Source organism: Streptococcus sp. CF8_St5-11 (assembly GCF_024295625.1).
Classification (GTDB): Bacteria; Bacillota; Bacilli; order Lactobacillales; family Streptococcaceae; genus Streptococcus.
Genome location: NZ_JANCOJ010000001.1, coordinates 1 through 14,294 on the forward strand (window position 1 = coordinate 1; position 14,294 = coordinate 14,294).

The following is a 14,294-nucleotide window of genomic DNA, read 5'->3' on the forward strand; positions in this document are numbered from 1 at the left end:
CAAAATTAGAAAAGTTTGCTCATCAGTATCATTTTTATTTACTACTTAACTTCTTGATTCCTTACCAAGAGGTAGAGAGTTGCCCCAAGTGAACATACAAATCCAACAACGTAAATACAGAGTTGCAAATTGGAAGCACTACCTAAAATGGTATCCGCAACAATATTATAAAATAGATAACTAGTCAATGGTTCCACTACTCTTTCTATGAATGGTTGTACCAAAATAGGAAATAGCAGCAAAATAGCTAAACTCCCCATTGGACTTTTGAAAAAATAACTTAAGAAGTAAGAAATTAAAAAATATTGGATGGAGCCAATCAAATAGAAACTGAAAAGTTCTAAACTGACACCATTTTCGCTACTAAAAAAATGAAACCATACAAGCAGTACAATGAAATACAAGGTTGATTGTAGTACTACATCACATAATTCTACGAACAGGATCCGAATTGAACTTAAGATCCTTTTTCCACTTACCAAATAAACTAGTTTTGTTTCGTGTGATTGTAACTCAACAAATGCATTAACACACCCAATACTAACTGAGAGTATTGATGCAAAAACAAGAGCTTGCTTTATAGATAATTGTACAACAGTATCATTGATTGCAACTGGTAAAATACTTAAGAGACACACAAAACCTATCAAAAATGACTGTATGGTTATCTGGTACTTCACGGGTTTTAAACTATATTTTTTGACAATAAGACTAAAAAATATTCTTGCCATTCTTCCTCCTCATTCGAATCATTTCTACAAGCATTATGAATACAAAGAACAAGATCCCTTCAACTACTAAAAGTGTAAATCCATACAATTGGCTCGTTTGAGTCCCTTCAATTCGGCCAAAAGCAAATGACTTTGCTCCAATCAAAGGCAAGAGATTTTCTATTTTAGAGGAAATTCCTCTTAGAATACCTGATAAAGTGATTACCAATAACAAAACGTCTGCAATTAATGAAGTCATTGATTTTTTCGTTACTATTACTAAGAGTAAAGCTAATAGAGTAAGAACGATTGCAAATATCATAACTCTTACCGTAACATCTAAAAACAAAGTAAATTCTAAATAATTCTTTAAAGTTGAATCCAGAAAAACGAGTAAAACAACAGCATTTACTATAGAAAATACTAAAGTAGAAAGTATCGATAAGACAACCGAACTTGCAATAAAACCAGTAAGACGAACTTTCCAGTTAGGAATCAATAACTGAGTAAAACTATCATCACCAAATTGGTAATGGGTTGAATAAACAAGTGAAACCAAGATTGGTAAGAAAATAACACTTGCTTGGTAGGGTGAAGATAAGAGGGCATCCCTGACTGTATAGACTGGATTCGATGATAACATAGACGGATCAAGGTTAACTGCTTGGCCATTTCCTTCCACTAAAGCATTTATCACCTGGATATTTTGAATTGAAAAAAATATGCTGACTCCCAAAATAAGAAAAAAAGTAAATTTAAAAGTAGGTAAACTACAATATTTATAAAGGTCACTAAAAAAGGAACGCTTCAACATATTATTCACCTTCTTTCCCTTCGAGCGCCTTAAAATATGCTTCCTCAAAAGATCCAAACTGTTTCAAAATATCTTTTGTAGGAGCATCAATAACAATTTTCCCATTAGAAATACCAACCAGATGATCTACAGTTAATTCTAACTCACTCATATAATGACTTGTCATTAAGACAGTTTTACCTTCACTGACAAAAGACTGCAAAAAATTGCGTACCCAGCGTATTCCTTCTGGATCTAGTCCATTGATTGGTTCATCTAAAATTAAGATGTCAGGATTTGCTAATAAGGCTGTTGCTAAACCAAGACGTTGCTTCATTCCTAATGAATAGTCTTTTACTTTTTTATTTTTAGCTTCACTTAACCCCACCAACTCTAAACATTCGTTGCACCTATTTCTGTCAACACCACAAGCCAAGCCAATCCACCGAAGATGCTGAAGTCCTGTTCTTGTTGGATAAGGTTGACAACTATCTAGGAATGATCCAACAATACAAAAAGGATTATCTCCCAATTGAGAGTATTTTTTCCCATCGATCAACGCCATTCCCATTTGACTATTTTCTAAACCAAGTAAAATTCTAATTAAAGTTGATTTTCCAGATCCATTCGGTCCAATCAATCCAGTAATCTCACCTTTTTTGGCTTTGAAAGACACGTTTTGAAGGACAATTTTATTATTATATTCCTTATGTAGCTTTTGAATTGTTATCATTCATTCTTTTTCCTTTCTGACTTTTAGTGAAAATCCATCTTCACTTGGAGCAAGTATAACAGGAGAAAATCAGGAAATTATCAGAATAATTATTTTCTTCATTTCTAACAAATTGCATTCTAGATTTGCTATAATATGCTCATATAATTGGAGGAACTATGAAGTATAAAATTTTAGCCATTGACGATGATGAAAAAATCTTACGATTAATAGCGAATGCATTAAAAGCGAACAACTTTCACGTGGAAACTCGTAAAAATATAGAGGAGATCAATATCTGTGACTTTACTGGATTCGATCTAATTTTACTTGATGTCATGATGCCTATTTCTGGTTTAGAAATCTGTCGTTCCATTCGTTCACAAATTACTACTCCAATTCTATTTCTAACCGCTAAAGATTTTGAAGAAGATTTACTAAAAGGAATACAAGCCGGAGCCGATGATTACATTACAAAACCATTCAGCATAAAGGAATTGATTGCAAGAATTCAAATGCATCTTCGGAGGGAAGAAAGATCTCACAATGCCTCTAAAGAAGAGATGGATTCAAATATAACTTTTTATCGAGATAGTCAAGAAGTTTATTATCAATCAAAGAGAATTTCATTAACTAAGCGAGAGTTTGATTTACTTTATCTTTTAGCAAAAAATGAAAACCGAATATTTAGCATAGAAGAACTTTACAATTATCTTTATCCTATAAGCTCTGACGCACAACTACGATCCATCACTGAATACATCTATCAAATTAGACAAAAATTTAAGATTCATAAAATTGATCCAATCAAAACCGTTTGGGGAGGAGGATACAAATGGAAAAAGAATTGACAATCAAGCAACTCATTAAGAGTACCTACCTTAAAATCATTTGGCAATTTCTTCTATGTCTGATACTTTTTTACATAGTTCCAGCTCTTCTATCTTCTGTATCTGGAATTAATGAGAAAAATGTCAATCGCTTTGCTTTATTTTTTAGCGTCAGTTCTTGGATTTATCTTTGCATCATTTTAATTTTTATCATTGTAATAAATATTAGACAATTATTAACCAAGATTCAAAAAGAAATGAACATGGTTTATCATAGTGGACTATATTTCACCAAAAATGAACATCACCATTTGCAGATTAAAGAATTCATTGAAACAAACGATCTGATTGAAAAAATGCAATCTGATATAAAAAATAGAATTCAAAATGAAAAAGATCAAAAAAAAGAACTCATGTTTCAAGTATCTAGCGCTGCACATGATCTTCGTAGCCCTCTAACTGTTATCAGAGGAAATGCTGAATTCTTACAATCTACCGAGCAAACACCTCAAGTAATGGAATGTCTAAAAGATCTTGAGCAAGCAAGTATTCAATTAAACGATTATTTTAACCACTTCATCCAATACTCCAAAACCTTTTACGACCATGATATTCAACTTGAAAACATATCAATTAAACAAGTAATTTATCAATTACAGGAACATATCTCACCTTTACTCCCCAAAAATACACATTTTATTTTTACAAACACAGTAACTCCATCAACACAAATTGCCATTCATTCCAATCTATTTTTCCGAGCAATCACAAATATCATTAATAATGCAATACAACATCAAAAAGAAAATGATGCACAAATCCAGCTAACAATTTCACAAGAAAATAGTCAATTAGTTCTAACTATATGGAATAACCAATCTAATTTTTCAAAAAATATATTACAGAATGCTGGAAATCTTTTCTATAAAGATGACCAAGCAAGAACACCCTCTCAAGAAAGTCACTATGGACTTGGTTTATCTTTCGTAAAACGCGTCATGAAACTTCATAATGGAACGATGCATTTAGAAAATATTAATCATGGTGCACAAGTCAAGCTAATTATTCCCATTATATAAAATAAGCCGAACTCATCAATATGTGTTCGGCTTTCCTTCATTTTTAATTTATAAAAAAGACCGGCATTTTGCCTGTCTTCGTATTTATCATTATTTCCTATCAGCCATTTCACACTTATTACTCAACAGCTCTTTCATTTCTTTCCCCTAAGAGGTAAACAATCACGACGGATACTAGAAGAACCAGAGTTGTGATGATCGATCCTTCCGCTCCAAATTCCCCTCCGGTCAACCAGTCAGGTCCTGACCCCATGGTAAATCTGAAGATAGAGGCATCTGCTCCCGTACCACTGACTTGAAAACCAAGGATATTTCCTTGTACATAGTTCCAAGTACCGTGTTGGGCGACCACTAGCCAGATACTATCCGTATAGATAAAAAGCAGACCAGCCAGTACTCCATCGAGGATGATATTCAGAACGGATAAGAAGGTCACTCCTGCATTTCCCATATGCAGAATGCCAAAGAGACTACTAGAAATCGCGATTGCGAAAGGCAGATTAGTTCTTGCAGCAATCCGAGTCAGAAGCCAACCTCGCGTCGCTACTTCTTCCGTCCCCCCTTGCAGAAGCCAAAATGGAAATAATCCTAGGATAAAAAGCAAGGGCTCTAAACTGAGCTCATTTAACACAAAAGACCCGATTCCACTGACTTGGTAGACAAGCGCGATCACTCCCATTTGAACAAGTGAAATCATGATCCCCCAGACTAGATACTTGAGCCAATTTCTTTTTACAAAGCCTAAGCTTGATAAAGCATTCTTCTCTATGACCTTCACCCAAAACATAAAGAGGAACAGAATGATTACAAAACTGAAAAGCTCATAATAGAGAAGATAATGGTAGAAAAATTCTTGAATACTTGCTGTCCCATTTCCTGGTGAAAAGAACTCCGCCAGAAAACCTATCACTAAGGAAAATGGTCCCACCAATTCACTACCAAGCCATAGTCCCCCTTCTATAAAGAGGGAGGCTAAAAATACATAGAATAGTGTAGAAATAAGAACTGGCCATGAGGTGTTAGTTTTTATATCCTGAATCATCTTTCCTTTCTTCATGATCAACCTCCATTTATCTGATAGGTCCATTGTAGCAAAGAAAATCAAGAGCTGCAATATCATTTCATGTCAGAAAACCTAACATGAAAACTCGATTTTTCTTGCAAAGCAAACTATTTTCTGATATAATAGCTTTTGTAGAAAAACATAAGACCATTCATACTCGTTTTGGTATGAATGATTTGTTTTTTTAAGGCCATCCTTTGGTCAATGTGCTCATGGGTCAAAACCCCAAAGAGAAAAGAATTAAAAGGAGACAGAAATGAAGAAAAAATTACTAGCATGTTTGCTTTTCTTATTTCCATTCGTTGCATTCGCTGGTCATGCTCATGCTGAGACGATCAAGGTTGTTTTCGACACAGCATATGCACCGTTTGAATTTAAGGATTCAGATCAAACCTATAAAGGAATTGACGTAGAGATCTTGGACAAGGTCGCTGAAATCAATGGCTGGGATTTGGACAAATCCTTCCCGGGATTTGATGCAGCGGTCAATGCAGTTCAAGCTGGTCAAGCAGATGCCATCATGGCCGGTATGACCAAAACAACAGAACGTGAAAAAGTCTTCACCATGTCTGATACTTACTATGATACAAAAGTTGTCATCGCGACTACGAAAGCCGATAAAATCACGAAGTACAGCCAATTAAAAGGGAAGACAGTCGGTGTTAAAAACGGAACTGCAGCCCAACGCTTCCTCGATAAAAACAAGGACAAGTACGGCTACAAGATCAAGACTTTTGATACGGGTGATCTCATGTACAACAGTTTAACAGCTGGTGCAGTGGATGCAGTCATGGATGATCAACCCGTCATTCAATATGCCATCCAAAAGGGTCAGGACCTAGCTATCAATATGGACGGGGAAGCAGTCGGTGGCTTTGCCTTTGGTGTTAAAAAAGGTGGAAATCATGAAAAGTTGATCACCGAATTTAACAAGGCCCTCGCTCAAATGAAAGCTGATGGAACACTTGATGAGATCATCAAGAAATGGACAGGTGAAAGCCAATCATCAGGGAACAGTGCTGTTCCAACAACAACTACTCCTGCTGGTCAAAAAGCAACTCCTAAAAAGTCAAAATATGTAATTTCAAGTGACTCATCTTTTGCACCATTCGTTTTCCAGAATGGGAAAAATAAGTATACAGGGATCGATATGGACTTGATCAAGGCCATTGCCAAAGACCAAGGATTTACCATTGAAATTGATAACCCTGGATTTGACGCTGCGGTAAGTGATGTCCAATCTGGTCATGCGCAAGGAATGATCGCAGGGATGACCGTGACTGATGCTCGGAAAGAAACATTTGATTTTTCTGAACCATATTATACTGCTAACTCTATTCTTGCAGTCCAAAAGGATAGCAAGATTGATTCTTACGATGACTTAAAAGGTAAGACGGTCGGTGTTAAAAACGGAACTGCATCGCAGACCTTCCTTGAAAAGAATAAAAATAAATATGGCTACAAGATCAAAACGTTCTCTGATGGAGCTTCTATGTATGACAGTTTGAATTCTGGTTCTGTTGCAGCGATTATGGATGACGAACCTGTTATCAAATACGCTATTAAACAAGGACGTAAATTCAAAACACCTATCGAAGGGACTCCAAGTGGTCAACTAGCATTTGCCGTTAAGAAGGGTGAAAATCCTGAATTGATCGAAATGTTCAATAACGGTCTTGCGAACTTGAAGAAAAGCGGTCAATACCAAAAGATTCTCGATAAATACCTTAAAGCAGATAGCAAATCAAGTACTTCAAGTACAACAGCAGATGAAACAACGATCTGGGGCTTGCTCCAAAACAACTACAAACAATTGTTAAGTGGTTTGGGTGTCACTCTTGCCCTTGCCCTTCTCTCTTTCGCCATTGCTATGGTGATCGGTGTTATCTTTGGGATGTTTAGTGTTAGCCCTTATAAATGGCTCCGCTGGACTGCAGAGATCTTTGTCGATGTTATTCGTGGGATCCCACTCATGATCCTCGCCGCCTTCATCTTCTGGGGAATTCCAAACTTGATTGAATCGGTCACAGGTCATCAATCCCCAATTAACGACTTTGTCGCAGGTACTATTGCCCTCTCTCTAAATGCTGCTGCCTATATCGCAGAAATTGTCCGTGGGGGGATCCAAGCTGTACCGATTGGACAGATGGAAGCTAGCCGAAGCCTTGGGATCTCTTATGGCAAGACCATGCGAAAGATCATCTTGCCACAAGCAACCAAACTCATGCTTCCAAACTTTGTTAACCAATTCGTCATTGCCCTGAAAGATACGACGATCGTATCTGCGATCGGATTGGTAGAACTCTTCCAAACTGGTAAGATCATCATCGCTCGAAACTACCAAAGTTTCAAGATGTATGCGATCCTTGCCGTCTTCTACCTCGTGATTATCACCTTGCTAACACGATTTGCAAAAAAATTAGAAAAGAAGGTTAACTAATGGCTAAATTAAAAATTGATGTCCATGACCTCCACAAATACTATGGTGAAAATGAGGTCTTAAAAGGAATCTCAGCAAAATTCTACGAAGGGGATGTGGTCTGCATTATCGGACCGTCCGGTTCTGGTAAATCAACCTTCCTTCGTAGTCTCAATCTCCTCGAAGAAGTTACAAAAGGTCAAATTACAGTTAATGGATATGATCTAACCGATCCAAAAACCAATGTTGATTTGGTCCGTGAAAATATCGGGATGGTTTTCCAACACTTCAACCTCTTCCCTCACATGAGCGTCCTTGAAAACATCATGTTTGCGCCAGTAGAGCACAAACTGATGACCCGTGAAGAAGCTCAAAAAGTCGGGATGGAATTGTTGGAAAAAGTTGGACTCGCAGATAAAGCCGATGCCAATCCGAACAGCCTTTCCGGTGGTCAAAAACAACGTGTGGCTATCGCACGTGGACTTGCCATGAATCCAGATATTATGCTCTTTGACGAACCTACTTCTGCCCTTGACCCTGAGATGGTTGGAGATGTATTGAACGTTATGAAAGAGTTGGCAGAGCAAGGCATGACCATGATCATCGTTACCCACGAGATGGGATTTGCCCGCCAAGTAGCCAACCGCGTCATCTTCACCGCAGACGGTGAATTCCTCGAAGATGGTAAACCAGACCAAATCTTCGACAACCCACAACACCCACGCTTGAAAGAATTCTTGGATAAGGTTCTAAACGTTTAAAAAATAGTGGTTTTTGAAGCATCTAGCAATTTTGCTAGATGTTTTTTAGACCCAAAAAAGCATTTTCAAATCTGAAAATGCTTAGATTGAAGATAAAGACATATTAAAAACTTTCCTTAGGTGAGTACGGACGTCAGCGAACTTCTACGAAGTTCCATGACTTAGTTTTGAACCTAAAGTTTCAAAACTCCCGAGTGCCTGAAACTAAATTGTTTCAGGCACTTTTCTCACGGCGGAAAGTTTTAATTTTCTCTTAATTCGTTATACAAATTAGGTAGATATTTATTTCTTTACAGAATCACTTTACTTATTTACTTTAAAAATAGTTTGTCTACATTCTAACTAATCTGTTGCTGAGCTGTCTGCATCTTGTAGTAAACACCTTGCGCTTGCATGAGCTCTTCATGAGTGCCATGCTCAACTATATCACCATCCACCATGACAAGGATCATATCGGCATTTTGAATGGTCGATAAGCGGTGAGCAATGATAAAGCTGGTCCGTCCTTTCATGAGTTGATTAAAGGCATCTTGAATCAAGACCTCAGTCCGAGTATCGATGGAGGATGTCGCCTCATCCAAGATCAAAATCTTAGGAACTGAAAGGAAAACCCGAGCAATCGTTAAGAGTTGGCGTTGACCTTGGGACAAAGACTCTCCAGCATCTGAAAGATAGGTATCGTACCCTTGTGGCAACTGCCGAATGAAGAAATCTGCATTGGCCGCTTTGGCTGCTTCTATGACTTCTTCTCTAGTTGCATCTGGACGAGAAAAGGCGATATTTTCATGAATGGTCCCAACCTTGAGCCAGGTTTCTTGCAAAACCATACCAAACTGTTGGCGGTAAGAAGCACGGGTGTATTCCGTAATTGGTACCCCATCAATCGTGATCTCTCCAGAATTAACAGGGTAGAAACGCATGAGCAGATTAATCAATGTCGATTTTCCTGCTCCTGTAGGCCCTACAATGGCCACTTTACTGGCAGCTGGAACCTGAATGGTTAAATCTTTGATCAAGGTCCTCCCCAAATCATAGCCAAATGTGACGTGTTCAAAACCAATCGCACCTTTAACATCCTGACTTTCCAGAACTTGATGACCCGTCTCTTCGATCTCAGCTTGATCCAAGACACTATACAAGCGCTCTGCGCAGGCAAGGGCACTTTGGAGTTCTGACAAGACAGAGGAGATATCATTAAAGGGCTTGGTGTATTGGTTGACATAATTGAGGAAGGTCACCAATTGACCAACAGTAAAGTGAGATCCCGAAATAATGCGTACAGCACCAAATCCAGCCACTACTGCATAAATCAAGGCATTCACAAAGCGAGTGGCAGGGTTGACAGTTGAGGAATAAAAGACAGCGGATTGGGAATAATTGGCATAGCTTTCATTTGTCCCTTTAAAAGCCTTACGGAATTGATCCTGAGCATTAAAGGACTGGATCAAACTTTCCTGGGTCAAAGACTCTTCGATCAACTGGGTTTGAAGACCACGCGCCTTGGTCTGCTTTTGGAAAAGCGTATAAGAACGCTTGGCAATAAAACGAGCAATCAACAGGGATAAAGGGGTCAAGACCAGAACCGCCACCATCATAAAGAAATCCAATTCCGCCATCGTCACGATAGTGACAAGAATGGTTAAGAGGCCAACAAAGAACTGGTTAAAGACCATCAGAAGACCACTATTGAGTTGCTCTACATCGGTCGTGAGGCGACTGACGAAGTCCCCGCTCCCTTGTTTATCTAGATAAGACAAGGGCAATCGGTGTACTTTTTCCATCACTTCTGCTCTTAGGCTTTGGCTAAAACGATAGACCAATTGATTGTAGACAAGAGGATTGATCCATTGGATCAAGGTATTGGCCACAATGACCAGAACCATTTGGATCAAAACGGGCCATAAGACTTTCATCCCTTGAGGATTAATGACCAAGTCAACCGCATGTCCGATCAGGATCGGTAACCAGACCGTTAAGGCCACTTGAACGATAGTTCCGATACTGGCTAGAATCAGGAGCCCGGGATGGAGAGCAAAATCTCTAAACAGACGTTTTACATAACTAGAACGTTTTTGACTCATGCTTCCTCCCTCCCGTGTTGTGAATAATGAATTTCTTGATAAATCTCATTGGTAGACAAAAGGAAATCGTGATTTCCCAGTCCTACTTGATGTCCCTTGTTCAAGACTAAAATCTGATCAGCAGACTTAATACTATTGGTTCGTTGAGATACTAAGATCAAACTTGTATCACTCAATTCTTCTTTTATCGATTTTAAGAGACGAGCTTCCGTCAAATAATCCAAGGCAGAAGTTGAATCATCCAAAATCAAGAAAGGAGCCTTCTTCAAAAGGGCACGCGCAATGGTCAACCGCTGGCGTTGGCCACCTGAGAAATTTCGACCAAAGGCTTCCACTGGCTCATCGAGTTGTCCTTCTTTTTCACGAACAAAATCAGCCGCCTGAGCTGTTTCTAGTGCCCACCACAAATCATCCTCCGACACCTTTCCTTCCATTCCCAGTAAGAGATTCGAGCGGATAGTTCCTCTAAAGAGCTCTGCCTTCTGTGGGACAACAGCTACCCACTCCCGCCACTCCTTGAGAGTTTGAGGAGAGTGACCTTGATGATAGAGGGCTAATTTCCCCTGACTAACGGCATACAAATGACTCAATAAGTGAACCAGGGTGGATTTCCCAGATCCTGTACCACCGATAATTCCCAACATCTGTCCATGATCCAGATCAAAGGAAATATCTTCTAGAGCTGGTCTTGAAGCCGTTGGATAAGTGAACGAAATTTCCTCTGCACTGATCGCTTCTTGTTCTGTTGCGGTTTCCTCTGTTAAAGCTTCTAGGAGGTCTTCTTCTTTCAAATCAAAGATCTCTTGTACCCGCTTGGCTGAAATATAGCTGACATTTAAAGACGTAACCAGCATAGCCAGCTTGATCAATTCTGTTAAAATTTGCAATAAATAATTGACCAGAGCGACCAACATCCCTTGAGTCAAAAGACCAGCAGAGATAGTCAACTGTCCCTGCCAAATAACACAGACTAAGGTCGTATTGACCACAAGGAAGGTCAAGGGACTAACCAAACTAGACCAGATACCAGCGCGAATTTGCCAGACTTTGTAGTCCTGATTGACCTCTCTAAAATCTTCTAATTCACTAGCCTGTTGTCCAAAGGCCCGAATCACTCGCATCCCTTGAAATTGCTGACGCGTCACCGTAACCATCCGGTCTGTGATTTTCCGAATCTTAGCAAAGAGCGGATTGACAATCCGTGACATGATCACAATAATCAGGGTTAAAATCGCTACCATCCCCAAGAACCAAAGGGTTAATTTAGGACTGATGGTGAAGGCCATGATGATAGCTCCAAAGACAATAATCGGTGCCCTCAAAAAAAGCCGCAAGAAGAGATTGATCCCAACCTGGATTTGATAGGTATCAGAAGTGAGACGGGTTACCAAACTAGAAGTCCCGATCCTATCTCGCTTGTCCTTTGGAAGTGATAAGATCTTATCATACAAATCCTTGGTCATCTCGCGGGTAAAGCCGACTGCTGCCTTAGAAGAAAAATACTGGGCTGTAATAGCTACGACGACCCCAAAGCTCGCAAATAAAAACAAAACACCGACCGTCATCACCACTGCGCTCGTTTCCTTTTTCGGAATGACCTGATCGACTAAGTGGGCGATGATTAAGGGGACACACAATTCAAAAATAGCTTCTAAAAGCTTAAACACGGGCCCTAGAAAAGTTTCCCATAGATAGCCCTTAAAATACTTCAATAATGATTTCATACGACTCGATTCTTTTTTTAATGGATATACATATTTTACCACAAATTCTTAAGATGAAAAAACTCTCCCTGCAGAGCAGAGAGAGTTGAATACTGACCAGATGAAGGTCAGAAATCTTATTCCTTCTTTGTTACCTTGCTTAAGGTCTTACCCATTTTCCCCAACCCAAACATCAAGAGAGGGAAAGAGAAAAGCGTTATAAGGCCTAATACAAGAAAGACTGCTACAAATCCACAGCTATCAATGAACCAACCAGTCAGTGGGAAAATGACAATCATAGATAGACTAAACATCATCGAATTGATACTCAGCATGGTTGCTCGCACACTAGAAGGCAGATAAGCTTGTAAATCATTGTAGTAGATGGGTTGATAAACGGCATAAAGGGCATTGGTCAAGAGATAGACACTCAGATAGGCGAATGGAGTCTTCAAACCTACCAAAAGCAAGGCCAACCCTGTCAGTGCAACCAGAATCGGAAAGACTTGATTACTATTCCATTTTTTCCCGATTTGACTGGCCAAATAAACCGCTAAGAGATTGAATCCACTACCAATCAACATAATAAGAGAAACTTGCCAACTGGCTAAGTCACTGATTTTCTGTTGGTAATAAAAATAAAACATACACATGATGGTCCCTACCAACTGATAGGTGAGCATCCAGTAAAACAAGACTGGTTTGTCCTGCCATTCTTGTTTCACTACCTCCAATATCCGCTTTAAGGTCAAGTGACTTCGTTCATCACTCTTGCTCTCTGGCTCCTTCATGAGAAAAATCAATAGAATGGAAAGCAAGGAAAGGCCAATGGAAATATAGTAGGTCCAAGCCAATGCTCCGTGAATAAAGAAGCCTGCCACAACTGTTCCTAAAGTTCGGGTGACTTCGGCCACACCAGACAAGAAGCTAGAAATCTGAAGATAACGGTCTTTTTGACCTGCTTCCACCGCTGAATCAAATAAGAAAGCAGTACTGGTCCCCGAGTCAAAATTATAAGACCAAGCATTGACCATCATGGCAATGGCATAGATCCAAAAATTCCCCTGACCAAATAAAATCAAGATCGAGGATCCAATACTGGACAAGCGAGCCAAATAGAGATTGGTCTTGTAGCTAAAGCGATCCGCTAACATACCAGACGGGATCTCACACAAGAGACTCGTCCCATGAAAGATACTCTCTAATAAACCAATCTGAAGCAAAGAAAGGCCATTCTGAATAAAAAAGAGAATCCAAAAACTGGTGATTCCAAAATAAGATGTAAATTCCAAACCTGCTAGGAGTGAAATATTGCGTTTGTAAGTTCTTTTAAACATTGTTTTTCCTCTTTCAATAGATTATATAAGTGTTTCTAAAAGACTTACTTAGATTTGCCTACATCTTCTCCACCTCCTTCATTTTTCTTGATTCATTTCTTGACGCAGCTGGGCCACTTGATTAGACAAGGACACCAACAATTCGGTTTGCAACTTTTGAATTTCCAGTAAATCTGTCTGGTCTTGCTGCACCATATGATCAATCTTCGTATGCAGTAAGCGAATTTCTCTTTCCGACTCCATAGTGACGTTAAAGTCATTTCGCGCTTGCAGGCGATCATAATCTGCTGCCCTGTTTTGGCTCATCATGATCAAAGGAGCTTGAATCGCCGCAATCGTAGAAAGTGCTAGATTGAGCAAGATGAAAGGATAAGGGTCAAAATTCCAGCCAAAGGGATGCAAGACATTGATCAACATCCAGATAGCCATCATCATGATGAAGCTAATAATAAAGGTCCAAGAACCACCGAAGCGCGCAACAGAATCCGCCACCCGCTGACCGAAGGTATAGCTGGCTGTCAAGCGGTCTTCAACGTTAAAGGGGCGCTCGCTTTCGGGCATGACACCTGTCACCTGCTGTTTAATGGCTTCGTTTTTATCATTGGCACGCTCAATAATCTGACCTAGATAATCCATACAATATTGGCTCAAATTTTTATAGGTGATAAAATCATCCATTTGACTTTCCGGATAGGATGTCTTGAGCATCTGTTGAATGGAATGGTCCAGATCCGCAATCAAAGATCCTTGGCCTTCTTCGTATTCTTTCCCATCAATGATGTCTATTTTCAGCATTGAAATTCCTT

At 39.2% G+C, this 14,294-nt stretch carries 12 protein-coding genes; 4 read left to right on the top strand and 8 right to left on the bottom strand.

The window, feature by feature from the left end; all coding sequences use genetic code 11:
• Positions 1-41: 41 nt before the first annotated feature.
• Genes NMM13_RS00005 through NMM13_RS00015 form a run of 3 tightly spaced genes read right to left on the bottom strand, consistent with a single transcriptional unit; the run spans position 42 to position 2,236 of the window.
• Positions 42-731, bottom strand: a complete 690-nt coding sequence (locus NMM13_RS00005; RefSeq protein ID WP_254726744.1) for a hypothetical protein — start codon at positions 729-731, stop codon at positions 42-44.
• Positions 712-1,524, bottom strand: coding sequence for a hypothetical protein (locus NMM13_RS00010; RefSeq protein WP_254726746.1), 813 nt, complete (start codon positions 1,522-1,524; stop codon positions 712-714). Before NMM13_RS00010 ends, NMM13_RS00005 begins: the two co-directional genes overlap by 20 nt.
• Position 1,525: 1 nt before the next feature.
• Complete coding sequence (locus NMM13_RS00015; protein WP_254726749.1) at positions 1,526-2,236, bottom strand: ABC transporter ATP-binding protein; 711 nt, start codon at positions 2,234-2,236, stop codon at positions 1,526-1,528.
• A gap of 158 nt (positions 2,237-2,394) precedes the next feature.
• Here NMM13_RS00015 and NMM13_RS00020 point away from each other — a divergent pair, with 158 nt between their 5' ends.
• Both NMM13_RS00020 and NMM13_RS00025 read left to right on the top strand, forming a co-directional pair.
• On the top strand, positions 2,395-3,066 hold the full coding sequence (locus NMM13_RS00020) for a response regulator transcription factor (RefSeq protein WP_254726752.1): 672 nt from the start codon (positions 2,395-2,397) through the stop codon (positions 3,064-3,066).
• Positions 3,051-4,124 (top strand): sensor histidine kinase KdpD, encoded by a 1,074-nt coding sequence (locus NMM13_RS00025; protein ID WP_254726754.1) that lies wholly within the window; start codon positions 3,051-3,053, stop codon positions 4,122-4,124. Before NMM13_RS00020 ends, NMM13_RS00025 begins: the two co-directional genes overlap by 16 nt.
• 118 nt (positions 4,125-4,242) lie before the next feature.
• Here NMM13_RS00025 and NMM13_RS00030 read toward each other — a convergent pair whose 3' ends face one another.
• A complete protein-coding gene (locus NMM13_RS00030; RefSeq protein WP_254726755.1) occupies positions 4,243-5,181 on the bottom strand; it encodes a CPBP family intramembrane glutamic endopeptidase in 939 nt (312 codons plus the stop codon).
• Between the two features lie 262 nt (positions 5,182-5,443).
• Between NMM13_RS00030 and NMM13_RS00035 the strand changes: the two genes are divergently transcribed.
• Both NMM13_RS00035 and NMM13_RS00040 read left to right on the top strand, forming a co-directional pair.
• Entirely contained in the window at positions 5,444-7,627 is a 2,184-nt protein-coding gene (locus tag NMM13_RS00035) for an amino acid ABC transporter substrate-binding protein/permease (protein ID WP_254726756.1), read from the top strand.
• On the top strand, positions 7,627-8,367 hold the full coding sequence (locus tag NMM13_RS00040) for an amino acid ABC transporter ATP-binding protein (protein WP_023918276.1): 741 nt from the start codon (positions 7,627-7,629) through the stop codon (positions 8,365-8,367). The genes NMM13_RS00035 and NMM13_RS00040 overlap by 1 nt, the downstream gene beginning before the upstream one ends.
• Before the next feature lie 338 nt (positions 8,368-8,705).
• Here the strand turns inward: NMM13_RS00040 and NMM13_RS00045 are convergent, their stop codons facing one another.
• The 4 genes from NMM13_RS00045 to NMM13_RS00060 form a co-directional block, all read right to left on the bottom strand.
• Positions 8,706-10,448: an ABC transporter ATP-binding protein gene (locus NMM13_RS00045; RefSeq protein ID WP_254726758.1), complete on the bottom strand. Its 1,743-nt coding sequence runs from the start codon at positions 10,446-10,448 to the stop codon at positions 8,706-8,708.
• On the bottom strand, positions 10,445-12,172 hold the full coding sequence (locus NMM13_RS00050) for an ABC transporter ATP-binding protein (protein ID WP_254726760.1): 1,728 nt from the start codon (positions 12,170-12,172) through the stop codon (positions 10,445-10,447). Before NMM13_RS00050 ends, NMM13_RS00045 begins: the two co-directional genes overlap by 4 nt.
• Positions 12,173-12,288: 116 nt before the next feature.
• Positions 12,289-13,488, bottom strand: coding sequence for an MFS transporter (locus tag NMM13_RS00055; protein WP_023918280.1), 1,200 nt, complete (start codon positions 13,486-13,488; stop codon positions 12,289-12,291).
• A 78-nt stretch (positions 13,489-13,566) separates the two neighbouring features.
• Complete coding sequence (locus tag NMM13_RS00060; protein ID WP_254726762.1) at positions 13,567-14,283, bottom strand: DUF1003 domain-containing protein; 717 nt, start codon at positions 14,281-14,283, stop codon at positions 13,567-13,569.
• Positions 14,284-14,294: the final 11 nt, after the last annotated feature.

Excerpts from the sequence above, each read along its gene's own strand:
- NMM13_RS00005 (WP_254726744.1), bottom strand. The coding sequence starts at position 731 with ATGGCAAGAATATTTTTTAGTCTTATTGTCAAAAAATATAGTTTAAAA.
- NMM13_RS00010 (WP_254726746.1), bottom strand. The coding sequence starts at position 1,524 with ATGTTGAAGCGTTCCTTTTTTAGTGACCTTTATAAATATTGTAGTTTA.
- NMM13_RS00015 (WP_254726749.1), bottom strand. The coding sequence starts at position 2,236 with ATGATAACAATTCAAAAGCTACATAAGGAATATAATAATAAAATTGTC.
- NMM13_RS00020 (WP_254726752.1), top strand. The coding sequence starts at position 2,395 with ATGAAGTATAAAATTTTAGCCATTGACGATGATGAAAAAATCTTACGA.
- NMM13_RS00025 (WP_254726754.1), top strand. The coding sequence starts at position 3,051 with ATGGAAAAAGAATTGACAATCAAGCAACTCATTAAGAGTACCTACCTT.
- NMM13_RS00030 (WP_254726755.1), bottom strand. The coding sequence starts at position 5,181 with ATGAAGAAAGGAAAGATGATTCAGGATATAAAAACTAACACCTCATGG.
- NMM13_RS00035 (WP_254726756.1), top strand. The coding sequence starts at position 5,444 with ATGAAGAAAAAATTACTAGCATGTTTGCTTTTCTTATTTCCATTCGTT.
- NMM13_RS00040 (WP_023918276.1), top strand. The coding sequence starts at position 7,627 with ATGGCTAAATTAAAAATTGATGTCCATGACCTCCACAAATACTATGGT.
- NMM13_RS00045 (WP_254726758.1), bottom strand. The coding sequence starts at position 10,448 with ATGAGTCAAAAACGTTCTAGTTATGTAAAACGTCTGTTTAGAGATTTT.
- NMM13_RS00050 (WP_254726760.1), bottom strand. The coding sequence starts at position 12,172 with ATGAAATCATTATTGAAGTATTTTAAGGGCTATCTATGGGAAACTTTT.
- NMM13_RS00055 (WP_023918280.1), bottom strand. The coding sequence starts at position 13,488 with ATGTTTAAAAGAACTTACAAACGCAATATTTCACTCCTAGCAGGTTTG.
- NMM13_RS00060 (WP_254726762.1), bottom strand. The coding sequence starts at position 14,283 with ATGCTGAAAATAGACATCATTGATGGGAAAGAATACGAAGAAGGCCAA.